This window comes from Methylobacter luteus IMV-B-3098, assembly GCF_000427625.1.
Classification (GTDB): domain Bacteria; phylum Pseudomonadota; class Gammaproteobacteria; order Methylococcales; family Methylomonadaceae; genus Methylobacter; species Methylobacter luteus.
In genome coordinates this window covers 510,312-535,482 of record NZ_KE386569.1, presented here as the reverse complement: position 1 = coordinate 535,482, position 25,171 = coordinate 510,312, and the positions used below count along the sequence as shown (strand labels likewise).

Annotated in this window: 16 protein-coding genes; 9 read left to right on the top strand and 7 right to left on the bottom strand. The window is 49.4% G+C overall.

The genetic code is table 11. From position 1 onward, the window contains the following. The first annotated feature begins 89 nt into the window (after positions 1–89). Positions 90–4,361 carry a DEAD/DEAH box helicase gene (locus METLU_RS0104455; protein WP_027157183.1) on the top strand — a complete coding sequence of 1,424 codons (4,272 nt, stop codon included), beginning with the start codon at positions 90–92 and terminating at the stop codon, positions 4,359–4,361. 91 nt (positions 4,362–4,452) lie between these two features. On the opposite strand, the gene METLU_RS0104450 is transcribed toward METLU_RS0104455, so the two are convergent. Further along, entirely contained in the window at positions 4,453–6,198 is a 1,746-nt protein-coding gene (locus tag METLU_RS0104450; protein WP_027157182.1) for a multicopper oxidase domain-containing protein, read from the bottom strand. 718 nt (positions 6,199–6,916) lie between these two features. Between METLU_RS0104450 and METLU_RS0104445 the strand changes: the two genes are divergently transcribed. After that, positions 6,917–7,105, top strand: a complete 189-nt coding sequence (locus tag METLU_RS0104445; RefSeq protein ID WP_027157181.1) for a hypothetical protein — start codon at positions 6,917–6,919, stop codon at positions 7,103–7,105. Between the two features lie 76 nt (positions 7,106–7,181). Here the strand turns inward: METLU_RS0104445 and METLU_RS0104440 are convergent, their stop codons facing one another. From METLU_RS0104440 to METLU_RS27760, 6 genes are all read right to left on the bottom strand, one after another. Continuing rightward, positions 7,182–8,156, bottom strand: coding sequence for a zinc metalloprotease HtpX (locus METLU_RS0104440; RefSeq protein WP_051299769.1), 975 nt, complete (start codon positions 8,154–8,156; stop codon positions 7,182–7,184). Between the two features lie 2 nt (positions 8,157–8,158). After that, entirely contained in the window at positions 8,159–10,033 is a 1,875-nt protein-coding gene (gene ftsH, locus METLU_RS0104435) for an ATP-dependent zinc metalloprotease FtsH (RefSeq protein ID WP_407939107.1), read from the bottom strand. 303 nt (positions 10,034–10,336) lie between these two features. Then, positions 10,337–11,092 (bottom strand): hypothetical protein, encoded by a 756-nt coding sequence (locus METLU_RS0104430; RefSeq protein WP_027157178.1) that lies wholly within the window; start codon positions 11,090–11,092, stop codon positions 10,337–10,339. Positions 11,093–11,174: 82 nt separating this feature from the next. Continuing rightward, positions 11,175–11,375: a DUF2934 domain-containing protein gene (locus tag METLU_RS0104425; protein WP_027157177.1), complete on the bottom strand. Its 201-nt coding sequence runs from the start codon at positions 11,373–11,375 to the stop codon at positions 11,175–11,177. Positions 11,376–11,537: 162 nt separating this feature from the next. Continuing rightward, complete coding sequence (locus tag METLU_RS0104420) at positions 11,538–13,685, bottom strand: sensor domain-containing protein (RefSeq protein ID WP_027157176.1); 2,148 nt, start codon at positions 13,683–13,685, stop codon at positions 11,538–11,540. 365 nt (positions 13,686–14,050) lie between these two features. Further along, complete coding sequence (locus tag METLU_RS27760; RefSeq protein WP_155920441.1) at positions 14,051–14,224, bottom strand: hypothetical protein; 174 nt, start codon at positions 14,222–14,224, stop codon at positions 14,051–14,053. 624 nt (positions 14,225–14,848) lie between these two features. Between METLU_RS27760 and METLU_RS0104410 the strand changes: the two genes are divergently transcribed. From METLU_RS0104410 to METLU_RS0104380, 7 genes are all read left to right on the top strand, one after another. Further along, positions 14,849–17,767, top strand: coding sequence for a CheR family methyltransferase (locus METLU_RS0104410; RefSeq protein ID WP_036243497.1), 2,919 nt, complete (start codon positions 14,849–14,851; stop codon positions 17,765–17,767). Between the two features lie 116 nt (positions 17,768–17,883). Further along, positions 17,884–19,737 (top strand): PAS domain-containing sensor histidine kinase, encoded by a 1,854-nt coding sequence (locus METLU_RS26595; protein ID WP_051299767.1) that lies wholly within the window; start codon positions 17,884–17,886, stop codon positions 19,735–19,737. Further along, positions 19,727–20,350, top strand: a complete 624-nt coding sequence (locus METLU_RS0104400) for a response regulator transcription factor (protein WP_027157174.1) — start codon at positions 19,727–19,729, stop codon at positions 20,348–20,350. The genes METLU_RS26595 and METLU_RS0104400 overlap by 11 nt, the downstream gene beginning before the upstream one ends. 203 nt (positions 20,351–20,553) lie before the next feature. Then, positions 20,554–21,033, top strand: a complete 480-nt coding sequence (locus tag METLU_RS0104395; RefSeq protein WP_027157173.1) for a transcriptional repressor — start codon at positions 20,554–20,556, stop codon at positions 21,031–21,033. 82 nt (positions 21,034–21,115) lie between these two features. Further along, entirely contained in the window at positions 21,116–23,152 is a 2,037-nt protein-coding gene (locus tag METLU_RS0104390; protein WP_027157172.1) for a TonB-dependent receptor, read from the top strand. A 461-nt stretch (positions 23,153–23,613) separates the two neighbouring features. Next, positions 23,614–24,582 carry a CobW family GTP-binding protein gene (locus METLU_RS0104385; protein ID WP_027157171.1) on the top strand — a complete coding sequence of 323 codons (969 nt, stop codon included), beginning with the start codon at positions 23,614–23,616 and terminating at the stop codon, positions 24,580–24,582. 225 nt (positions 24,583–24,807) lie between these two features. After that, a complete protein-coding gene (locus tag METLU_RS0104380) occupies positions 24,808–25,014 on the top strand; it encodes a hypothetical protein (protein WP_027157170.1) in 207 nt (68 codons plus the stop codon). Positions 25,015–25,171 lie beyond the last annotated feature (157 nt).

The following is a 25,171-nucleotide window of genomic DNA, read 5'->3' as shown; positions in this document are numbered from 1 at the left end:
GTGCTAGACTATACTGCGATTGAAGCTGAGTTCTGTATGCCGCTGAACTCCTTACCGAACTATTTTATCCTCTCCAGTCAGTCAGTGCCATGCCTTTAACATCGTTTCATCCCGTTATCGCCCAATGGTTCAAAGCACATTTCAATGCGCCCTCGGACGTGCAATGCCAGGCCTGGCCGGCCATACATGCCGGCAAATCCACGCTCATCGCGGCGCCTACCGGCTCGGGCAAGACGCTGGCGGCGTTTCTAGCCGCCATCGATCAACTGGTGCGGCAAGGGCTGGAATCGCCGCTGCCCGATGAAACGCGCATTCTGTATATCTCGCCGCTGAAGGCACTGTCAAACGATATTCACAAGAATCTGGAAGAGCCGCTGAGCGGCATCCGCGAGGGCTTGGCCGCCTTTGGCCTGCCCGATGTGCTGGTCCGCGCGCAGACGCGCACCGGCGACACCTCGCCGGCCGAACGCCACGCCATGAAGCGCTGGCCGCCGCACATTCTGGTCACGACGCCGGAATCGCTGTATATCCTCCTCACATCGGATTCGGGGCGTGCCATGCTCAGCACCGTGCGCAGCGTTATCGTCGACGAAATTCACGCGCTGGCCGGCAGCAAGCGCGGCGCTCATCTGGCGCTGTCGCTGGAACGCCTGACGCAGCTGACCGCGACGCCACCCGTGCGCATTGGCCTGTCGGCCACGCAAAAGCCCATCGAGACGATAGCGCGCTATCTGACCGGCACGGCAGCAGCCGATTGTACGATCATCGATACGGGCCACGTGCGCCAGCGCGACCTGCAGATCGAAGTCACCGGCTCGCCGCTGGAAGCGGTCATGGCGGCCGAAGTCTGGGGCGAAATCTATAACCGGCTGGAGGAGCTGATCGGACAGCACCGCACGACCTTGATCTTCGTCAACACGCGGCGCCTGGCCGAGCGCGCGGCCGCGGCCCTGGCCGAACGCCTGGGTGAACAATATGTTACGGCGCACCATGGCAGCCTGGCCAAGGAACACCGGTTGTCGGCCGAGCAGCGCCTGAAACAGGGTTCTTTGAAAGCACTGGTCGCGACCGCGTCGCTGGAACTCGGCATCGACATCGGCGACGTTGATCTGGTCTGCCAGCTCGGCTCGCCGCATGCGATTTCAACGTTTCTGCAACGGGTCGGGCGTTCCGGCCACCGGCTCGGCACCGTACCGAAAGGCCGCCTGTTTCCGCTGTCGCGCGATGATCTGGTCGAGTGCACGGCCATGCTGGCCGCGATCGAGCGCGATGAGCTGGATCGCATCCAGATGCCTGAGGCGCCGCTGGACGTGCTGGCGCAGCAGATCGTGGCCGAGGTCGCCTGCCGCGAATGGCAGGAAACCGAGCTGTTTAAAGCTTTCGCTAACGCCTGGCACTACCGAGAGCTGAGCTGCAAGCAGTTTCTCGACGTCGTCAGGATGCTCAGCGACGGCTTCCACACGCAGCGCGGCCGGCGTAGCGCCTACCTGCACCGCGATGCCGTCAACGGCCTGCTGCGACCGCGCAAGGGCGCCAAACTGACTGCGCTGATGAACGGCGGCGCCATACCCGACCAGTTCGACTACGATGTGATCATGCAGCCGGAAGGCCTGTTCGTCGGCACCCTGAACGAGGATTTCGCGTTTGAAAGCCTGCCCGGCGATATCTTCCAGCTCGGCAATAATTCCTATCGCATGCTCAAGATCGAGCAGGGCCGCGTGTATGTCGAGGATGCGCACGGCCAGCCGCCCAATATTCCGTTCTGGTTCGGCGAAGCGCCGGGCCGCAGTGATGAATTGTCACAGGCAGTATCGGATCTGCGCGCGACGCTGGACGTCAGACTCGAACTCAGCCAGGAGGCGGCCTACCGTTATCTGGCCGACGAGCTGCAGCTGCCTGCCGCCGCGGCCGAACAACTGCTGCTGTATCTGGCCGCCGCCAAAGCTGCACTGACCGTGCTGCCGACGCAGCAGCGCATTGTGTTCGAGCGTTTCTTCGATGAAACCGGCGACATGCACTTCGTCGTTCACTCGCCGTACGGCTCGCGCATCAACCGGGCGTGGGGGCTGGCGCTGCGCAAACGCTTCTGCCGGCGCTTCAACTTCGAGCTGCAGGCCGCGGCCAGCGAAGACAATATCGTATTGTCGCTGGGACCGACGCACAGTTTTCCATTGGAAGAGCCCGCCCAGTATCTGAAAGCCGCGACCGTAAAGGACATCCTGGTTCAGGCGCTGCTGGCCGCGCCGATGTTCCCGACGCGCTGGCGCTGGGTCGCCAACACGGCGCTGGCCGTGCCGCGCAACCGCGCCGGCAAGAAAGTCCCGGCCTATTTCCAGCGCAACAATGCCGAGGATCTGATCGCGGTGATTTTTCCCGATCAGCTCGCCTGCTTCGAGAATATCGCCGGCGACCGCGAAGTGCCAGACCATCCGCTGGTCAACCAGACCTTGTCCGATTGCCTGCATGAACTGATGGACATCGACGGCCTGGAGCGCCTGCTGGCCGGCATCGAACAGGGTACGGTCGACATTGTCGCGCGCGATCTGGCCAGCCCTTCGCCGCTGGCGCTGGAAATCCTGAACGCGCGCCCCTATGCGTTCCTGGACGATGCTCCGGCCGAGGAACGGCGCACGCTGGCCGTGCAGCAGCGCCGCTTCATGGATCCGCAAACGGCCGCCGAAACCGGTCATCTGAATCCCGAAGCGATTGCGCGCGTATGCATGGAAGCCTGGCCGGAGGCGCACACGCCTGACGAATTGCACGACGCGCTGGTGGTGCTGGGCTTTCTGACCGAAACCGAAGGCAAGCGCGGCCCGCTGTCAGCTTTCACGCACGATTGGCCCGTGCTGCTGGAAACACTGATGAAAGCCAAGCGCGCTACGGTCATGACCATAGCCGACGACACGCGCCTGTGGGTCGCGGCTGAACGGCTGAAAGCGCTGCAATGGGTCTTTCCTGACGCCCCAATCGACCCGTTGATCCAGCCTGTGGATTCGAATGAAGCCGAAGACCGCGACGGCGCGCTGGTCGAAATCCTGAGCAGCCGGCTGGAAGGACTGGGACCGGTCACGGCCGCGCAACTGGCCACATCGATGCGGCTTGATCCGTCAGAGATTGAGCTTGCCCTGCTCGCCCTGCAACAGGAAGGCAGTCTGATTCAGGGCCGATTCACACCGGCAGCCGAGACTACGGAATGGTGCGAGCGCGGCTTGCTGGCGCGCATCCACCGCTATACATTGAAGCAGTTGCGCAGCGAGATCGAACCGGTCGCGCCGGCCGATTTCATGCGCTTCCTGTTCCGTTGGCAGGGACTGGACGATCCGGGCGCCGGAGAGACCGCTCTGCAACAGCGCTTATTGCAGCTTGAGGGTTTAAGTCTGCCGGCCGCCAGCTGGGAAGCCGATATTCTGCCGGTGCGCATCAAACCTTATGCTGCGTCCGATCTCGATAAACTGTGCGGCGCCGGCAAAGTCAGCTGGCTGCGCCTGCACCTGCCCGCCGGCGCCCCGAAACGCAAGAGTCCCGCCGGCAAGACCACGGCTTTCAGTTTCATTGCCCGTGCGCATCTGCCGCACTGGCGCGCTTATGCGCCGCTGCCCGATATCGAGGCGCTGGAATTGTCGGGCAAGGCCGAAAAAGTCCACGACGCTTTTAAGCAATGGGGCGCCAGTTTTTTCGAGGAACTGCTCAGCGAAACCGGCCTGCTGAAGTCGCAACTGGAAGAAGCGCTGGCCGAACTGAGCGCCTGGGGCCTGGTCACGGCAGACAGTTTTCAGGGACTGCGCACGCTGATTACGGCCCAGAAAATCCAGCACCGGCTCAGCCAGCGTTATTCATTCTACGATCCGTTCGCGGCGGCGGGCCGCTGGTCACTGATCCGCTCGCCTGTATCGGCCGGAACCGACCGCCATCAGCATTGCGAGCACATTGCCCTGGTTTTGCTGCGTCGTTATGGCGTCGTGTTTCGGAAAGTGCTGGAACAGGAAAATAACCTGCCGAGCTGGCGGGAGTTGCTGTATGTGTTCCGGCGCATGGAAGCGCGCGGCGAGCTGCGCGGCGGGCGTTTCGTGCAAGGCTTTGCCGGCGAACAGTATGCGCTGCCAGAGGCCGTCAGCGTTTTGCGCGACATCCGCAAGCAGGCAAAACGAGGCGATCTGATCGCCATCAGCGCAGCAGATCCGTTGAATCTGACCGGCATCATTACGGCCGGAGTGCGCGTGCCGACGCAGGCAAGCCGGCGCATTCTGTACCGCGACGGCGTCCCGACGGCCATTGGCGCACAGGGAAAAATCAATTTTCTGGAAGACATCGAGCCGCAGGACCAATGGCAGCTCAAGAATGCGTTATTGCGCAGACGCTAGAGGACATAAAAAAAGCCACCGCCGGTATGCCGGCGATGGCTTTTGTCTGGCTAAGCACCGGATTTTAATCCGGCGCTTCAGGGTTACACCTTTACTGTTGTTTTGTCAGCTTGCGCAAGTGATCGAGAATGAACTTCCGTTTGACAATCAGCACATAGCTCAACAGTCCCATCAGGATACCGTAGAACAGTCTGCCAGCGGCTGAGCTTTCTTCAACAGCCGGCGCGGACGCTGCCGCCGCCTGCTTCACAGGCCCTGCTGCTTGTACAGGAGTCGCGGCTTTCTGATCGCCGGTGCCCTTCATCTCAGGCAAGCCTAAACTGCGCCATGCATCATAGTCCTGCCAGATCGGGTAATTTTTCTGCCAGAAACCTTTTGTGAAGTAAGGTGCGAGACTCATGCCATGCGATTTGGGAATGCCTTTTTCATCAAGGAAGTCTTTATAGACCACCAGGCTGATATCGCCGCCCTCGCCCGTGCCGTTGGTTGTAAAGGATTTCTCGACGTGGTCGTGGAACATCCAGATACCCTGGCCAAAGCTGTGCAGACCGTCGTCGATACCGCTGAGTTCCAGATCGATCCGTTGAGCGGGAACCATGGCATGTACATCGCGCATGATATATGAGCTCGGGCCGTTATCGACGCCGTCATAATGGGTGATCGTCGGTTTGTGGCCGTGAATGTGCATAGCGAATGCTTCGGTATGGCCATTCAAAATACGCAACTTGACCTTCTTATCGGTCTCCATTTCAATCAGCGATTCCCTTAATGTATAAGGGAATGAACGGCCATTGAGCATGAAGTAATCATCGGTGGCTTCAGTTACGTCATAATCGACATTCAGGTGCTTGGCAAGCAGGCGCGGATCATTGGCCGATCTGGCAACAATTTCATGCAATTCCTTATCCGCGGACTGGTAATGCAAGTCGTATTCACGGGAATATTTTTCAAGGACAGCAACAGATGGATGACGAACCTGGCCGTTGCCGACGTTGAAAGTTTGCGGCCAGTTGTTCGGGCGGTTTTCCTCAATAATAAACATCCCCTGCAAGCCCATGGGAATATGCGTATGCGGCTGGACATGGCAGTGATAATACATGGTGCCCGGTTGGCGCGGCTTGATCACATAGGTTTTGGTTTCTCCCGGCATGGTATCCATGTTGCTGGTCTGGCCTACACCGTCGTTGCCATGGCCGCCATGATCCATGAACGGATGGTCGATGCCGTGCAAGTGGATGGAATGCGGCAGGTAATGGGTGTTTTCCAGCACCAGCCAGATTACGTCATCCTGTTCGACGCGAATCGCCGGAGACGGCGCACGCAGCAGCGGATTGGCCTGGGGTTCGTACAAACTCAGGGTGGACATATCGCGTGTTTTAGGGGCGAAAACCCAGAAAGTCGGCTGTATGCCCGGTGCTATATCAAATTGGGTAGTCAACTCAGGGCTATCGGGAGAATGACCATTCAGTTCAACGACTTCAAGTTTAATGACAATCTTGTCAGGGTCGCCATCGCCGTCCATGTCGTCCGACATAGTAATGGCATCAGCAGCCAGTTGAGTTTCCATCAAGGTTTCCATGGAAACGCCGTTTGTGCCTTTGACAAAAGCGGCGATATCGGCAGGATTATCAGGGTTGCATAACCGCGACTCTTGTATCGATACCCCATCAATAACCTGTTCCTGGCGCCATTCTTTTGGCGTGAAGTCAGAACATACCTCTTCCACCTCTCCCATTTCAACTTTGGCTGAAGGTGGTAAATCATTAGCTGCCTGTATCCAGGGAGGCATAAGGAGCATCGCGGTGCCCCAGCTAATGGCAAGAAGTTTTTTACGCATAAGATGACCTCAGAAAATTTCACTTATAAAATAACTTGCCGCTATATAAAACGGAAAGAATACTAACGCAACTATTTTAAACGAATATGGCGCAAAATTCTTTCTTAACGCCTGAATAAAATAAATATGGCAATGGTTTGAAGATTTTGTGATGGGTGTATGAATGATGATCAAACTCTTGGGGTGTAATCTGACAACTGCTTAGTGGGTTTTTAGAGGACAGACTATTTATCCTCTACTTTATGATTGATTACCCGCTTAGCCGGCATTAACCGACGTTGCAACTTCTCTCTCATCCTTAACAGACATTCTTTACTTTTCACAATACATCCGGTCCGCGCCTGTTGCATTGTATTAACAAAACCTTCGACTTAAGCAGTTAAAAACAGTTCCCGCCAAACACATATCCATTAAATGAAGCTTATCAGCCTGCTAAAAAATTAACCAGTAAAAAATTAAGGTTATTTTTATCTTGCTCCGCTACGTTTTCTTGCATTTTTACTGAAAAAGACGGGTTTTTCTTCCTTCCTTTAGTCATGCGGCGCGATCGGGAACATAGGTTTTATATCCGCTGGGGCGAATATCGTCATATCCATGTTGAAGCAGTTTCAACGCTAGCCTGTGTGATTATAGAATTGCCGATTTCTTATCAAAGTGAAGGAAAAAATTTTGAAACGCTTTTCCGTTATGCTCTGACGCTTGCCAAAGAAGGAGAGCAATGGAAGATATGCGCCGGCATGGCAAGCGTACCGTACGGGACTGGAACATACTCATTTCCTTAGTAAAAAGCCATCCCCAGCGGGAAGCATGGGGATTTGGCAGGCTTCCTGCATTTTTGATTTCATCGTTTGACGCAGCAAAACTATTGGGGCGGGAGTTCTCGGATATTTCTAAGAAACATGCATAAAATTACTTCCTCAAGTGCGCGAATGAATTCGCACCTGCAATTCTTTGATTGTTCCATGTCATTACCAATTCCAGAATCAATACCACATACCGCCTATTCTCCAGCGTGGTCTGCGTTGAACCCTTTGTATATGCAAAGGAATAGTAAGCAGTTTGGAATCATCGGAAGCATCATTGAGAGGATTTTTGCTTATTTTGAAATGTGATTTTAGACGTTTCATCCGTTCCTCAGTGGTAGGATGCGTTCTCAGCAGAGACGGTTCGGGTGTGCCATGCCCGGCCAGGAACAACCATTCGAATAAGCCTGCGCCGTAATATTCCATTTTGAATAAAGCGCTCGCCAATCCGTCCGGATCGCCTGTCAGGTAAACGGCATTCGTATCCGCATCAAACTCGCGTGTTTTCGACAAAGCAAGCTGCAAAAGGCTATTAATAATCGGAGCGAAGAGCATCATTGTGATTACCGACCAGGGCACTATAACACTGTCCAGGAGAAACATCGGCAGATTGATCAGCAACAATAATTGGCCGAAAGTAGACAACAAACTGGTCATTCGGCTGAGCATATCGGCAATGCTCATTACCTGGCTGTCATTATTGCCGATATGGGTGATTTCGTGAGCCAGAACCCCGGTGAGTTCACGCCGGTTCAACGTACGCAGCAGGCCATCAGTTAATACGATACAGGATTTGTCGTGGTTGCCTGCAGTAAATGCATTCATGGTGCGACTGGGCACATAGTACAGTTGCGGCACGGCCGCGAGTTTGGCATGATCCGCCAGTTCCGAGACCAGCTTCTGCAAGCCGGGAATTTCATCATGAACAACCGGTTGTGCCTTATACAGTTTAAGAATCATTCCCGGCGTGCACTTGATGCCGATGAGCAGCAGGACTGCGCCAAAAGTCACGGCCCACTTCAACCCTTCCATACCCAATAACAAATAACTGATAAGAACGACTAGGAATAGCATTGAAACGAATAAAATCAGCGACTGAAAAAAATTGCTCAGGCGGTGATGATTGAGTTGTTTTTGCTCCAGAATTGCTTGCATATTCACTGTTTCATCTCGCTTTTAAGTAGGTCTGTAATTTCTTCTCTGTTAACGACTTCTTTTTCTTGTAATAAATTCGCCAGTTTGTCCAGTACCTCTCTGTTGGCAGTAATTACTCCACGGGCACGCGTTTCAGCCTCCTCAATCAACGCCATGACTTCGGTATCAATAAGGCGGGCAGTCTCGTCACTGTAATTGCGGATTTCCGGTGTCTCTGTTTCCAAAAATTGCAGCTGTTGCCGTTTGCCGTAAGTCAACGGCCCCAGTTTTTTGCTCATGCCCAGACTGCAAACCATATTACGTGCAATTTCGCTGGCTTTTTCCAGGTCATTCTGGGCGCCGGTCGAAATGGTTCCAAAGGTGAATTCTTCAGCAATGCGTCCACCCATTAAAATGGCTAACTGGTCCTTGAGCTCATTTTCAGTCGATAGAAACTTTTCCTCGACGGGCAATTGCAGCGTAAAGCCCAGGGCTGATACGCCGCGGGGGATAATCGAAATTTTATGCACCGGCTGCCCGGTCGGCACATGCTCGGCAACCATTGCGTGCCCCGCCTCATGGTAGGCGACCCGGCGCTTTTCGTCGGGACTCAAGGCGCGATTTTTCTTTTCAGGGCCGGCCAGTATGCGATCTATGGCCGCTTCGAAATCTTCCATTTCGACTTTGTTGTGGCCAACCCGCGTCGCTATGATTGCTGCTTCATTGGCGATATTGGCAAGGTCGGCGCCAACCAGTCCCGGCGTGCGTTTGGCAATCACTGTTATATCTATATTTTCAGACAGGATCATCGGCTTGGTATGCAGCTTGAGAATCTCGATACGATCCTTCAAGTCCGGTTTATCGATAATAATCTGGCGATCGAACCGTCCGGCGCGCAGCAGCGCTTTATCCAGAATTTCCGGACGGTTGGTTGCCGCCATAACCACTACGCCGACCGACGTATCAAAGCCGTCCATTTCAGTCAGCAACTGGTTCAAGGTCTGTTCACGTTCATCATGACCGCCGATCATCACAGGCCCGCTACGCGACCGGCCGATGGCATCGAGCTCGTCGATAAAGATAATGCAGGGCGCTTTGTTGCGAGCCTGTTCGAACAGATCTCGAACTCGGGCGGCGCCTACCCCGACAAACAGTTCGATGAATTCGGAACCGCTGATATTAAAGAAAGGTACGCCTGCTTCGCCGGAAACCGCTCGCGCCAGCAGCGTTTTACCGGTACCGGGCGCGCCTACCAACAATAAGCCTTTAGGCATGCGCCCGCCCAATCGCTGAATTTTTTCCGGCGATTTCAGGAAATCGATGGATTCCTTAAGCTCCTGTTTGGCACTGTCGGCGCCGGCCACATCGTCAAAGGTGATTTTGGGCAGCGTATCCTGATGGATACGAATTTTATTGCCCAGATTCAGGAATTCTCTTTGTCCGCCGGTGGTACGGCGAATAATCCAGGACCAGATAAACACGAATATTAAAATCGGTATGACCCAGTTGAACAGAATATTGGTCAGCCAGTTTTCTCCGCTTCTGACCACATATTCAACGTTATTTTGTTCCAGCATATTAGCCAGATCATCTTGCAACAACGGAATGGTCATGAAAGGCCTGGACGGCTCACTCGGATCGTCCGATTTAATCACGCCGGTAATATAGCGGTCGGTAACAACAGCCTTTTCAACCTTTTTTTCTTTTACGTACTTCAGAAACTGGCTATAAGGGATTTCATCCCGTTGGATTTCCTGGATACTGTTAAGCACGGACAATGACACGATGAATAACAGCACCAGGTAAATGATTTTGCGCTGTTTGGAGAAAGGTGTTTTTTCATCAGCCGGTTTGTTTAGCTCCAACTCCGGTTTTTCCTTAGAACCGGAACCGGTCATTAACAAATTCTTCAGGTAGTTGTATAGATTGCTAAATAGATTCTTAATACTGTCTTCCGGCTTATCCATTGGAGTGCCCCTTCAACCTGAACGTTGTATTAAAGGCGACACAATTTTAGTGTGGAGTGGCCGTCGCCCAAAGACAGATATCTGCCTATCCATGAACCTGAAGAATATTAATAAGTCCGGTTCCACATCAGCAACGCTTTCTTGGCAGAGAAAAAATAGCTTTTTAACCACTTTGGAAACTCATGATAATTTTGCCATCCAACAACTTATCTCCAGCAAAGCAGTCCCTCCAGTTCAAGCATATCTCACATAGCGATCGGGTTGAGATATCTCATCCGCAAAATCATTCATATCCGTGGATTCAAGCACAGCAATAACCTCCTCGCAGTTAATCGTATCTTTGTCAGAATCGATAATATGATTGGCCAGTTTGGAAATCGCTTTCCAGTTTTCATAATCGTTTACAAAGTCAAAGGCTACATTAAACAACTCATCCAGTTTCTCATCTTGCTGCCGTTTATTGGGCGAATAACTCTGTAAATACTCATAAGCTGTTGCGATATCGGAACGTCCGCCATAATTCTTCAATGCACTTATATTGACCAGACGATGATTGAATAGCTCGTTATCGGTATCGGCGATATATTTGGCTTCGGCCAGGGGACCCACAAGCAAGTTGACGATGTCCGCCTCGAAAGCGCTGACATAGTCTTCTACTGCGTGAACCATGACATCATCATGTGCCACCAATTTATCCAGGAAGGCATCCATGGAGTCAGGTAATGATTGAATTAACCGTCCTCCTTCCACTCTTGCAATACAATCATCATGGATGATGTGATAAGTATTTTTATGGTTTTCCGAAGACCCGCTTCTATCTTTGAATAAGATTTGAAAGAAAACCGGAGGAAGATTCTGAGCCTTGTTGTTCAAATAGATCGCCGCCGCATGCCCGGCTTCATGAAAAGCGACGCATTGCTTGTGTTCTGTAAGTTTGTTGTCAAAACTTGGAACGTCAATTATTTTGTTTCGCTTCATATCTAATACCATGTGTAGATTCCGTGTGTTTACGCATCACTTAATATGTTTGGAATAAAAAAGATTAAAAATTAAAAATTCCTTTTTAATAAAGTCACTCCATATCTTGAAACCAGTAGAAACATTGATTTTTAATTTCCAGTTCGGCTTCAAGCCAGTCTTCTAGTTCGTGCCCTTCTGCAAAACCTCTTTTTTCGGCTTTACAATAAGCGCGTTCCGCCACCATTTCCCGAAGCGTATCAGGATCGACAGATGTCTTGGGTATTTGTTGTACGGACTTACAATCGTTTCTCATCTTTCTTCCTAAAAATGCGAAGAAATATTCATTAGAGTCTATTTTATGAACAGACGGAGATCACAACAATCCGTACAATTACCTAGCAAATCAAACATTTAGAATCAGCGGCAAAATAAAAAACATTGTTTAATTTCATTAAATTGTATCATTTTCACAACATCATTTAGCGAAAAAATTTGCGCTTGGCAAAGCAGGTAAATGGTAAAAATGACCTTGTCCCATATCGCAATCCAATTCTGTCAGCCGCTTTTGCTGGGCTTCCGACTCAATTCCTTGAGCGATGACTTTTAAATTCAAACTGTGACCCAAGGCTATCACGGAACGGAGGATGTCTTCGTAGTTGGGATTACGCAACATTTCGGATACGAATGAACTGTCAATTTTCAGTTTTTTAACGGGAATACGTTTTAAATTAAGAAGTGAAAAATTACCCTTGCCAAAATTAGTAATGGTCAAGTCTATCCCTGCCTCGGCCAGACCATTCAGCACTTTGATGATCGGTTCGACATTGTCTGCAAAGCTGCTCTCGCTAATTTCCAATTCAAGACAATGAGGCGAAAGCCCGTGCTCGTGCAATATGCGTTCAACTGTTGCCACAAAATCGGAACGCCGCAATTGAACCGCCGATACATTCACCACTATTTTATTTACCGGCGCCCCTTCATCCAGCCAATGCCGCATCTGCTTGCAAGCCGCTTCTACCATCCATTCGCCCATGGCCAGGATGAAGCCGCTTTCTTCGGCTATGGACATAAAGCGCGCTGATGGTATCAATCCCATGGTCGGATGCTGCCAATGCACCAATGATTCAATACCGACGACGTTTCCGGTATTAAGGCAGACTTGCGGCTGGTAATACAAAATCAACTCATCTTTGTCTATCGACTGTCGTAAATCACTTTCCATGGCCATTTTCTCAAAGGCCTGTGTCGTTAGCTCCGGATTGTAGTATTGAAAGTTATTGCGCCCCTCTTTTTTGGCACGATACATCGCCGTATCGGCATTCTTGATTAAGCTGTCAGTGTCGTCCCCATCCCGAGGAAACAAACTGATACCTACGCTGGTGGTTATTTGCAGACTATGGCCTTTGACTTCCATCGGGATATTAAATATTTCGATCAGCTTTCTAGCCAACTTGGCAGGGCTTTTGGCATCGGAAAAGTCTTCCATCAGCACGATAAACTCATCACCGGCATAACGTGACACCGTATCTTCCTTTCTGACCAGATTTTTGATCCGCCTTGCCACTTCTTTTAATAGACTATCGCCAACGGCATGCCCATAGGTATCGTTAATAATCTTGAAGCGGTCAAGATCAAGAAATAATACGGCCACCTGAGAGCCTTCCCGGCGCGCATTTTGCAGGGAATGATTGATGCGATCCCTTAATAACATCCGGTTGGGCAATTGAGTCAGCGGATCATGATAGGCCAAAAACCCGAGGCGATTCTGAGCCTTTTTAAGATGGGTTATATCCATGACCACATAAACATAATGCGTTGTCTTACCGTCTGCATCCTTGACCTGGTTGATAGTCGTCCAGCAAGGAAAATCGTCACTGTTTTTACGCCGATGCCATATTTCACCCTGCCAACTATTTCCATTCTTTCTACTATTATGTAATTCCTCGTTAATTTTTATGGCATTTTTTTTGGATTGCAGAAAATAGGCTTTCTTACCGAAAACATCCTGCCGGGAAAAACCGGTTAAAATCGTGAAAGCTGGATTGACTGAAATGATTTTATTGTCCTGATCGGCGACAATGATGCCTTCACCCGTATTGTTAACGATAACCGATGCCAGATTTAACTCCTTCTCGGCCAATTTTTGCTGGGTAATATCGGCCAAGGTCATAAAGACCTGATGCGGCCGCCGCTCTCCCGGACGAAATTCCGGCACAGAACTGGTCATTAACCAGGTATGATTTTGGCGTGCGTGATCAACAAGCCCCATAACGACATTTTCCACAGGTTTTCCGGTACGCAAAGCCGACATGACCGGATGCTGTTCATGCGGAAGAACCGAACCGTCTTCCCTGACAATCCTTGAGCAAGTCTCGGACAGTGGGCGCCCCATCATATTATTCAAATGTAAACCCAGAATTTGCTCGGCTGCCTGATTGGCAGAGATGATTGTTCCCGCATTATTCAGGTACACAACACCCAGATCCATATTTTCGAGCAAATTCCGATATCTGGCTTCGCTAACTCTTAATGCTTCCGCTACCAGATTGCGATTAACCAAACTCTGCATAAACAGAAAAAATGAATTAATATTCTGTGGCTCATCCTTAAATAAATTAAGCATAATTGTTTACTCCTTCACCACTTTGCATGCAAAGGCCTCACTGTGTCCGAATGTTTCAAACCTATCTGGTAATTTGGTATGACGATAGCTATATTGGATCAACATATTGACGCTTCCCACTTGAGTCCCCCCCAGCATTGACGCAATCTTTTCAAGCCCTTGCTTGCGATACGAAAACTGGGATTTCCTCCGACTGGTGCCCAATCGGAGCAGGGAAAACAGCGCTGTCTAATTAGTTTCTTTAATGATCATTTTGATATGCCCCCCGACTTACTCTTACAGCCAGACTCATTCTCCTGACAATCAGGTTAATGCACGGCTAGATTTATTCGACTGATGCTCAGCCTTACAGAATTTCGCTTATTTTATTTCTGTATGTCATGACGGGCTTTTTTCTTCGATTTGGTTTTTGTGGATTTGTAATACTCAAATTCATCATCCATGAATTTTTTTTCTTTTAACTCAATATCAACCCCGTCAATTTTATAATGCCAATCAAAATTTTTCTGTTGTTTAAATGCTTTTATGTTTGCCGCCATTTTGCACTCGCTATTTCATCTGAATTTTTAACAACCATTCATAAATTGGGAATCTATTTAATGTACCGCTTACATACGTTTATAAAGGCGTCACATACAGATACTCAATGTAAACATAGTCTTTTAAAAGCTAAACTTTAGACTATCTAGATGGTCTATTTATATTTATAAAAGAAAAAAGTTAATTAAAAAATTCGTATATTCACCTAAGTGTTTTTACGCATATATAGCTACTGGTAAATGTAGTAATTTTCTGACATGAAAGGGGCTGAGACTCTGTTTCGAAAAAACGGGTCCGCGATTATTGAAAAATATTCATTCTGGAAAGTTCATAGATTAACTCGATTTCCACCTTGCAGGAGACACCGGTTCTGATGCTTCCTTAATTACGCATGTAATTGAATTGATTCTGCGAACCCTCTCAAACAGGGCGCCAAGGCTCTAGATAATCGCTTGTTTTTAATGTTAATCGGGTGTTAAGCTGAATTCGTAAAAATAATATGAAAAAACAAGCCAAAACTCCAATTATAATTCAGCAAGGTAGCAAATCAGAGGACCAATTCAGTGAAATCAGGCGGCAATAAAGTGGGGCCACAAATCACATCTAAATTTAGCATTCATGATGTGCCACATAAAAAGCATTTAGTGGGTTCTTTGTTACCTGTGGTTGGCATTGGGGCTTCGGCCGGTGGACTGGAGGCATTGGAAGCATTTTGTTCCAATCTGCCGCCGCATAGTGGTTTCGCTTTTATCGTAGTATCTCACCAACAGCCCGGACACCTTAGCCTACTGCCTGATTTACTGGCCAATTTTACTAAAATCCCCGTTACTGCCGCCGAAGACGGCATGATGTTGAAAAAAGACCATATATTCGTATGCCCGCCCGGGAAAAATCTGGCGCTATTCCATCGTCGAATCTATCTTATGGAAACAGCCAATCATGAACCGATGCATCTGCCCATTGACTTCTTTTTACATTCCCTGGCGGAAGATGTAAAAGAGATGAGTGTTGGCATTATTCTTTCAGGTACCGGTAAGGATGGCACTTTGGGCCTTAAAGCCATCAAAGGCGCATCAGGCATGGCCATGGTTCAAGACCCTGAAACCGCAAAATTTGACGGCATGCCCAACAGTGCAATAGCGATGAGTGATGTTGATTTTGTACTGCCTGCTGAGGAAATGGGGCAACAACTGCTTCAATATATTGAAGCGCCTTGTTTCAACAATTTTCAGAAGCTGGAACCGGCGGAAATGTTAGCGGCCACCGAACCATTACAAAAAATCTTTATTCTGCTGCGCAACCGTACAGGTCATGATTTGTCGGCCTATAAGCCTACTACGGTCAACCGTCGTATAAGCCGGCGCATGAATATCCATCAAATCAAAACCATGGACTCTTATGTGCAGTTTCTTCAGGAGAACCCTGTGGAAATAGATAAGCTGTTCAAGGAACTATTGATCAATGTCACTAATTTTTTCAGGGACGAGCCCGCATTCACAGCACTAAAAGAGATCGCCTTGCCGAAACTGTTTGAAGATAAACCCGACAATTACGAAATGCGCGTATGGGTTCCGGGATGTTCCACCGGCGAGGAAGCCTATTCTCTTGCCATTCTGCTTAAGGAATATAACGAAACACATGGCAAAACTTACAGCTTTCAGATCTTTGCCACCGACCTGGATGAGTCATCCATCATTCAAGCACGGGAAGGCATTTATCCGAACGGCATTGATACCGATGTTTCACCAGAGCGCCTGGCGCGCTATTTTGAACAGGAAAACAACCAATATCGTATCGCCAAGGAAATTCGTGATACTGTAATATTTGCCACGCAGAATCTGCTTCAGGACCCGCCGTTCACGCGCATTGATTTGATCAGTTGTCGTAACCTGCTTATTTATCTGGACGGCGAACTGCAAAAGAAGATTGTTCCACATTTCCACTATACCTTGAAACCAGGCGGACTTCTGTTTCTTGGCACATCCGAGTCAATTGGCAATTTCGATCACCTGTTTTCAATTATCGACAAAAAAAGCAAGATCTATCAGCGAAAATATATCCAGGCCGGTTTGCCGATATCCAAACCCCGCTTGCTGCCGACAAGCGCCAAAAATATATCGTCAATGGAACAGGAATCGCACAAACTTGCCTCTCAACCCGGCCAGATAGCCCGACAAATAGAAAAGTTATTGCTGGAACGCTACACCCCGGTCTGCATTATCATCAACGAAAACGGCAAAATTATTTACATTCATGGTCATACAGGAAACTATCTGGAACCCGCGCAAGGCCAGCCCAACTGGAATATCATCGAAATGGCCCGGGAAGGCTTACTGGTGCCGTTGGCGACATCATTGCGTAAAGCCCAAAAAAAGGGTGATATGGAAATCATCAACAATGGAATCAGGGTCAAAACCAACAATGGTTTTGAAACGATCGACCTGAAACTGGTAAGGATTTTGGAGCCGGAAGCGCTGCAGGACCTGTTTTTAGTCAGTTTTCATCCGCATCACAAAGATAGTGACTCACTAGCTGACGAGCAAACTACCTCCTCGATCCTGATCAATAAAAATGATAAAGAACAGCTCGCGCATGAACTGCTTTCCACTAAAAAGTCACTGCGCGAAACGATCGAGGAGCTGGAAACCTCGAACGAAGAGCTCAAGTCCACGAACGAAGAGCTGCAATCGACCAATGAAGAACTGCAAAGCTCCAACGAAGAACTGGAAACTTCCAAGGAAGAAATGCAGTCATTGAACGAAGAGCTGAATACTATCAACAGTGAGCTTCAAACGAAGGTCGACGCCTTGTCGAAGATCAATGATGATATGCAAAATCTTTTGAACAGCACGAATATTGCGACTATCTTCCTCGACAACAACCTTAAGATAAGGCGATTCACCAAATCGGCCATCAATATTGTCCATCTGATCAACAGCGATATAGGACGACCGCTCGGCGATCTGGCATCGAGCCTTAAATATGACCATCTCATTGATGATGCCAAAGCGGTGCTTCAGACACTGATTTATAAGGATGCGGAAGTACAATCCACAACCGGCGTCTGGTATCTGTTGCGTATCCTGCCCTATCGAACCGCAGAAAACATGATTGACGGACTGGTCATCACATTTATCGACATCGACAGACTGAAAAAAGCCGAACAGGCGGCTTTAGACGCCAGTATAGCCAGCGCGATTGTCAATACGGTCTCCAACCCGCTGTTGGTGCTCGATGAAAATTTCAGCATCATTACCGCCAACCCGGCTTTTCACAAAGCCTTCAATCCGTCCCATGAAGATCTGACAGGACAATCGTTTTTTACTATCAATGAGTCGGCCTGGAACTCAGAGCAATTACGAAGCCATTTAAACGAGACATTAAACAACAATACTCCTTTTGATGCATTTAACTATACGTATAAATGCTCTGTAATAGGAAAAAAACATTTAACTCTCAATGGTCGTTTATTACAGCAGTCATCGACAAATGCCAGACGCATTCTGCTAGCCATTGAGGATGTCGAACGGGATAAGCTATGAACACATCGGTCCTGATTTCGCCGGCGCATAGACTAAAATTGCGCACCATAAACCCGGCTAGCCCTGCACCAACCGCAGGCGCTCACTTTTTCACTTATCCGCGGGAATAAATCGCCATGTTTAATTCATTTGACGGGAATACCGACTATGAAATTCTCCAGACAGATGCGGAGAATCTACTTATCCAGTACCGCAAGAACCTTCGTAAGAGGGCGGAAACGATGCTCAGCAAATCCGGCACCGATATTACACGCATGTCCAGCCAGGACATTCAAAAGTTACTGTTCGAATTTCAGGTCCACCAGATAGAGCTTGAACTGCAGAATGAGGAACTCAGTAGAACACACCAGGAACTGCTCTCCTCTCGTGACCTGTACGCCAACTTATATAACCTTTCTCCGGTAGGCTATCTGACCCTCAATAAAGACGGCGTTATCCTGCAAGGCAATCTGACTGCGGCTCGTCTATTGGGCCATCCCATTGAGGGACTGATTAACAGGAAACTGGCGCAATATATAGACGCCTGTGACCAGGATCAGTATTATTTTTTCCTGCGCAGTCTGGCTACGGAACGCGCCAATCAAACGCTGGATGTCCGGCTCAAGAGCAGCAACAGCGAAACCACTTACGTGGAGTGTCAAGGTAAAATCAATGACATCAATAATAATGACAGCGAAATCTGGCTGACTTTAAATGATATTACCGAGCGTAAACGCGCCGAAGAAACCATTGCCAATCTCAATAAAAAATTGGCCCAAAAGGTTCTTAAACAAGATTGCGATTTATCGCAGAGCAATCAGAACCTGACCAAGCTGGTTGAAGAACTCAAACATTCCAAACAGCAGATACTCGAGCGCGAGGCAAAGCTTAATTCCATTTTCAATGCGTCTGTCGAAGGTATCATCACCTGCGACATGTCCTGCAAGATCATTTCCGTGAATGCAGCGGTAGAAACCATTTTTGGCTATACTGAAGCAGAGCTGATCGGCTGCCGCATCAACAAACTCATGCCCTTGGGACAAAACAAATGTTCGCATCGAGAGAGAAAAAGCTATCAGCATGAAGCCGATATGCCGAAAGTTCTGGGCCGCATTCGCGAGGTTGAGGGTTTGCGCAAAGATGGTTCCGCAATACCTCTGGATATATCCATCGCCGAGTTTACACTCGACGGGCAGAACTATTTCACCAGTATTGTTCGTGACGTCAGCCAGCGCAAGATGCAGGAACTGCAACAGAAAGAGCATGTGGAAGCTCTCTCCCATGTCATGCGCCTTGGCCTGATGGGGGAACTGGCATCAGGTATCGCCCATGAAGTCAATCAGCCGCTGACAGCGATCGCCAATTATACGCAAGCCTGTTTGCGTTTTATTCAGACTGATAAACCTGATTTGGCAAAACTCAGTTCAATCCTGGAAAAAACTCATGAACAGGCGCTGAAAGCGGGGCAGATCATCCATCACATGCGGGACTTTGTCAGGTCCAAAAAAATACATCGGTCAACCGCTGACATGAATGCCCTGATCGAAAATGCGGTCAGCCTGTCAATAACTGATTTAAAACAGTACAACATCGAGTTGTCTTTTAATCTGGCCAATAACCTGCCCGCTATTTATGTCGATAGCGTCCAAATTGAACAGGTCATCTTAAATCTGGTCAGAAACAGTATCGATGCCTTGAAAGATTTATCACATAATAAACAACGAAAGCTGTTCATCCAGACACTGTTGAATGATGAGAATTTTATAGAAGTAAAGGTCAAAGATAATGGCCAGGGACTCGGCGAGTCCAGCCAAAAGAAAATATTGACGCCTTTTTACACGACCAAATCGTCCGGCATGGGAATGGGATTGTCCATCAGCCAATCTATAGTCAAATCCCATGATGGCGCATTGCATTTTGCCAGCAAACCGGGAAAAGGCAGTACTTTTTATTTCACCATACCGGTACGGAGGAAAACTAATGATGCATAACAAGCCGACGACCCCTATAGTCTATATAGTTGATGATGAATACGCAGTGCGTGATTCACTGAAGCTATTGATCGAAACGACAGGATATACTGTCACAGATTTCGAATCGGCCGAAGCCTTTCTGGACCACTATACCCCTGACCAACCGAGTTGCCTGCTGCTGGATGTTAGAATGCCGTCCATGAGCGGACTCGATCTTCAGGAAGAGCTTATCAAGAGAGGCATAGAAATTCCCATTATCTTCATCAGCGGCCATGCGGATGTGCCGGATTCAGCAAAAGCATTCAGGGCCGGAGCCGTCGATTTTCTGGAAAAACCGTTCAATGAAGAAGTATTACTGAGCCGTATTGAAGAAGCCCTGAGCAAAGATGCCCAGACCAGAGAGCAACTCAGCGAGAAAAACAAAATACTTGAGCGCCTCAACCATTTAATGACGCGTGAGAGAGAAGTGCTGAACCTGATAGTCCGAAGCCATTCCAACAAAGAAGCCGCCAGAATACTCGATATCAGCAACCGCACTATTGACGTACACAGAGCCCATATCATGGAAAAAATGCAGGCTGAAAATCTGGCCGAATTGATGGTTATGGCAATGCAATGCGACCTCTTGTAAAAACCCGCCCGCAATCAGAACGATAACACTTCGTCAATTTAAGCCCCAGCTTTAAACTCATAAACGCAATAAGCCCGGCTCAATTCGCGCCACAGCTATTCTTTTTACTTAAAATGTTATAATATAACACTTTAAATACTTGACACCCCCTGCTATGCAGAGCTGTCGCTGAATTTCGCTGATTAACTTTTTATAATGAAACCATGAGCAATTTTCCTCACGATCACAAAAAATGCATTGCCGACGCCATCAACATGGCGGAAAGGCTTTGCATTAACCGCAGCGTGAAATTGACACCCATCCGCCGCAAAGTGCTGGAGCTAATCTGGGAAAGCCATAAAGCCGTAAAGGCTTATGACCTGCTCGATCACATCAAGCCGCTGAACTATTCCGCCAAACCGGCCACCGTTTACCGCGCGCTGGATTTTCTGATGAGCCAGGGCCTGATTCATAAGGTGGAAAGCCTTAATGCCTATGTCGGCTGCAATTGTTCAGATAGGCAACATGAACAATTATTGCTGATTTGCGATCAATGCCATGAGATTGAAGAACGCGCCGCATTCGAGGTCATGCATGCACTGTCATCGGAAATCAAAAAGGCCGGCTTCGCCATCAGCTATAAATCGATTGAGATCCATGGCACTTGCGCTGGATGTACGTCATCCCATAACCACTCAGCCTAATCTGAGCAGAGAAAGTGTCTGTATATTTATAGCCCCCATAGTGTAACGATATAACATTAGTTTTTATAAATTTGGAACAATGATGTTCAAAAAATTCATTTTACTGGCAGCATCAGGATCTCTCGCTGTTCCTGTGCTTGCCGAAGAAGCATCGACTATTGAATTGGAGGAAGTGGTCGTCACTGCTCCTTTGCAAGCCGAGCCATTGAAAACGGCAGTACCTGTAACGATATTGGAGGATGACGAACTAAGCATGAAGACCGGTCACAGCATCGGTGATACATTAAAAGATGAGCTAGGTATCAGCAACCAGTCGTTCGGACCAGGCGTGGGCACACCAGTGATTCGCGGCCAGGCCGGCCCTCGGGTGCGGGTGCTGAATAACGGTATTGGCAGTAATGATGCTTCGGCGCTCAGCCCGGATCACGCCACCAGCGTCGAACCACTTTTAGCGGAACGCATCGAAGTGCTGCGCGGCCCGGCCACTCTGCTCTATGGCAGCGGTGCGATAGGCGGAGCGGTCAATGTCATTGACAATCGCATCCCCGGCCAAATGCCGGATAAGTTACTAGGCGGCGCTCTGGAACAGCGCTTCGACTCCACATCCAACGAAACCAGCACCACGATGAAGCTGGAAGGCGGACAAGGCAACATTGCCTACCATCTCGACGGTTTTTTTCGCCATCGCGGCAATCTCGATATCGGCGGCCGTGCCATCGATACCGCCGCTGTATCGATCACCGATCCGTCGCTGGTTGTGGTCGACAATCCCGTCGGTCATCTGAACAATACCGGCGCTGAAGCTATTAGCGGCTCAGCTGGTCTGTCCTGGATCGGCGATCCCGGGTTCGCCGGCATTTCGATCAACAATTTGAACAATAATTACGGCATCGCGCCGGATGGCACTGATGAGGAAACCGTGCGCATCGCCCTCAGGCAGGATAAATACGATTTTAAAAGCGAATTGGACAACCCGTTCCGCTTTGCCAAGAGCCTGCGTACCCGGTTCGGTTACACCGATTATCAGCACACGGAAATAGCCAATGGTGAACCCGGTGCGTTTTTCACTAATCGATCCTACGAAGGCCGACTGGAGCTGACTCACCAGGATTTGGGACCATTGTATGGCACGGTGGGCTTTCAGGCACAAGCCAGTGATTTCAACGCTATTGAAAAGCTCACCGGCGAGAGCATCGTTCCGCATTCCCAAATCAACAGCTACGGTGTATTTGCGGTAGAATCGCTCGACATCGGCGCAGTAACCTACCAGCTCGGCGCTCGGGTCGAACAAAACGATATCAAGCCGGAGGGCATGAACGATCTAAGCTACACACCGGTCAGCGCCTCGGCCTCGGCGCAATGGAAACTCAATGACCACAACAACCTGAATCTGGCTATCACCCGTTCCTCCCGGGCACCGAATGTCCAAGAATTGCTGGCCAACGGCTTCCATGATGCTACTCGCAGTTTCGAGCGCGGCAATATTGATCTAAAGGAAGAGATTTCTTATAACCTGGACCTGGGTTACCGTTTCAAATCCGACTGGCTGCGCGCTGAATTCGATCTGTTCCACAACTGGGCCAGCGATTACATCACTCAGCAGCGCAGCGGCGAATTTGTCGACGAGGACGGCAATCCTTGTGTCGTCGACTGCGTGCCCGTGCTGATCACACGCCAGAATGATGCGATCTTCAAAGGTTATGAGGCCAAGCTGATTTTCCCAATGATGGAAAACCGTCATGGCCAGCTGGACCTGACCTTGTTCAGCGACTACACCCGAGGGCAATTCGTCAATGGCGGCGATGTGCCGCGCATGCCGCCGCTGCGTTATGGACTGCAACTGGATTATAGCAAGCAAGACTTATCCAGTTACCTGCGCTTTACCCGCGCCGATTCCCAACCGCACGCCGGCGACTTTGAAACTTCAACCGCCGGTTACTTCCTGCTCAACGTGGGCGCGAATTATAAAATCAAAGCCTACAAGGATGCCGAGTTGATGCTGTTCGCCAAAGGCAACAATTTGCTCGATCAAAACATTCGCAATTCAACGTCCTATTTACGCAATTTCGCACCGGAAGCCGGACGCGGGGCGGAGGTGGGATTTAGATTGAGTTATTGATTGAATGATTTATCGTAGAAACTTTCGTTGGGTTAGCGTAGTGTATTCAGCGTATGCGTATGTAAAAGGGTGATCATAGCGGTAGAGTACGCAATGCGTACGAGAGTGTGAAAGTATTATTCCTGCCAAGTTAAAAAGTGATTCACCACAGAGAGCACAGAGGACACAGAGGACACAGAGAAAATAATGCTAATTAATTCAATGCATTAAAAACTCTATGCTCTCTGTGCTCTCTGTGCTCTCTGTGCTCTCTGTGCTCTCTGTGGTTAGTTATTAATTGGGCTAAAAAATGAATTCTTTCACAGTCTCGTACCTTTTCAAAGATAAGATAGCCGACAACTATTGAAAAGGTATGCGGTGCATACTCTACTGATGAAGCGCTCTACTCGGCGCAGCAAATGGGATAAAAAGCTGCCTGAGCGCAATAACAATCAGTCAATTAATAAAGCGAACATATACACATGACATCCTCTCACGAACCGGACAACCGCATTCCCGTCATCGTATTAAGCGGTTTTCTCGGCAGCGGCAAAACCACCTTGCTGAACCGCCTGCTAAGCCATGCGCCCCGCTCGGCTGTCGTGATCAACGAATTCGGCGCCACGCCTGTCGATCAGCAATTGCTCAGACAATACAACGTGCCGTTGAGCACTTTGTCGGGCGGCTGTCTGTGCTGCCAGGTACATGGGGCTTTAACACCGTTGCTGAAAAACCTGCGCATGGCCTGGCAGGCGCAAGCCGAGAAGCCGTTCGACCGCGTGTTGATCGAGACCAGCGGCATCGCCAACCCTGAGCCAATACTGGACACTTTGTTAAGAGAGCGCTGGCTGGCATCGCGCTATCGCCTGGATGGCATGATCTCGACGGTCTCGGCCACTTCCGGTGAAGATGCCTTGAATCGGTTTCCCGAAGCCCAAGCCCAGATTGCCTGGGCCGATACCCTGATTATCACGCACACCGATCTGGCGGAAGACTGGCAAATCCACAACCTGACAGCACGATTGGATCACCTCGCTCCGGCAGCGGCAAAGATTCAGTCCGCGCATGGCAATATTGATCCCGATAGCTTGCTCAGGCTCCCGAAACAGAACCGCTATCGATTAAAAACCGATACGCCGATGCCGCAGCACGATTTTAGCAGCACCACGCTGCAACTCGACCAGCCTGTTTCCTGGCCGCGCCTGCAAGCCGCGCTGGAGAACCTGATCAATCGGTATTCCGACCAATTGCTGCGTTTGAAAGGCGTAGTCTATACCACTGGAAATAGCGAGCCCTTATGCGTTCAAGGCTCGGCCGGCCGGCTTTACCCGCCGATACCATTGCCAGCCAGAGCATCGGATGATGGCCGAAGCCGTCTGGTATTTATCACAGACGGCGAAGTACAAGGCCTGATTGAAACTGTAAAGGCAGGCCTGCTTGCGCCCAGCTGATTAGCGACAATCTCAACGAATCGTCACACCACTGATTTGTGCTGGTACAAATTCTGCTTATTTATTGAATGAACTCGAAATTCGCCTGGATTCAAGGTTATTTCCGTCATTTTTACAACATCGCTCAGGTTGAATGTTCGAAGTTCGACACAAGCCGGATCAATTATGTGAATTGACTTTTTCCAGCCCATATTCCAGCAACACAAAACTAGAGAGGTATCTACAATGGCAGAGTTTTACGTTGAAATTAATGCTCAAAGCAATGGGGATCATGTGGTTCATAAAGCGGATTGCGCTCATCTTCCTGCCAAGGAAACGATTCAATATCTGGGAGCCATCAGCAATTGCAACAGCGCCTTGAAAAAAGCCGGCCAATTATTCAGGCAGGTTAACGGTTGTACGCATTGCTCGGTTTCAAGTCATACAGCCTGAGTCTGGAAAGGTACGCAGTGCGTACCCTGCGGCTGTGGAGGGCGGATTTATCCGCCCAGAGGCATCAATAAATTCGCTTCACAGTTATAAAGAATCTTTCATAGTCACCTATGCCGGGTTTCCGCTAAAGCGCCAACCCGGCCTACACTGCATAGGC

Coding starts and splice junctions, on each gene's coding strand:
- METLU_RS0104380 (WP_027157170.1), top strand. CDS start 24,808: ATGGCAGAGTTTTACGTTGAAATTAATGCTCAAAGCAATGGGGATCAT.
- METLU_RS0104425 (WP_027157177.1), bottom strand. CDS start 11,375: ATGAGAAACGATTGTAAGTCCGTACAACAAATACCCAAGACATCTGTC.
- METLU_RS0104430 (WP_027157178.1), bottom strand. CDS start 11,092: ATGGTATTAGATATGAAGCGAAACAAAATAATTGACGTTCCAAGTTTT.
- METLU_RS26595 (WP_051299767.1), top strand. CDS start 17,884: ATGTTTAATTCATTTGACGGGAATACCGACTATGAAATTCTCCAGACA.
- METLU_RS0104420 (WP_027157176.1), bottom strand. CDS start 13,685: ATGCTTAATTTATTTAAGGATGAGCCACAGAATATTAATTCATTTTTT.
- METLU_RS0104455 (WP_027157183.1), top strand. CDS start 90: ATGCCTTTAACATCGTTTCATCCCGTTATCGCCCAATGGTTCAAAGCA.
- METLU_RS0104400 (WP_027157174.1), top strand. CDS start 19,727: ATGATGCATAACAAGCCGACGACCCCTATAGTCTATATAGTTGATGAT.
- METLU_RS0104385 (WP_027157171.1), top strand. CDS start 23,614: ATGACATCCTCTCACGAACCGGACAACCGCATTCCCGTCATCGTATTA.
- METLU_RS0104445 (WP_027157181.1), top strand. CDS start 6,917: ATGGAAGATATGCGCCGGCATGGCAAGCGTACCGTACGGGACTGGAAC.
- ftsH (WP_407939107.1), bottom strand. CDS start 10,033: ATGACCGGTTCCGGTTCTAAGGAAAAACCGGAGTTGGAGCTAAACAAA.
- METLU_RS0104390 (WP_027157172.1), top strand. CDS start 21,116: ATGTTCAAAAAATTCATTTTACTGGCAGCATCAGGATCTCTCGCTGTT.
- METLU_RS0104450 (WP_027157182.1), bottom strand. CDS start 6,198: ATGCGTAAAAAACTTCTTGCCATTAGCTGGGGCACCGCGATGCTCCTT.
- METLU_RS27760 (WP_155920441.1), bottom strand. CDS start 14,224: ATGGCGGCAAACATAAAAGCATTTAAACAACAGAAAAATTTTGATTGG.
- METLU_RS0104395 (WP_027157173.1), top strand. CDS start 20,554: ATGAGCAATTTTCCTCACGATCACAAAAAATGCATTGCCGACGCCATC.
- METLU_RS0104440 (WP_051299769.1), bottom strand. CDS start 8,156: ATGCAAGCAATTCTGGAGCAAAAACAACTCAATCATCACCGCCTGAGC.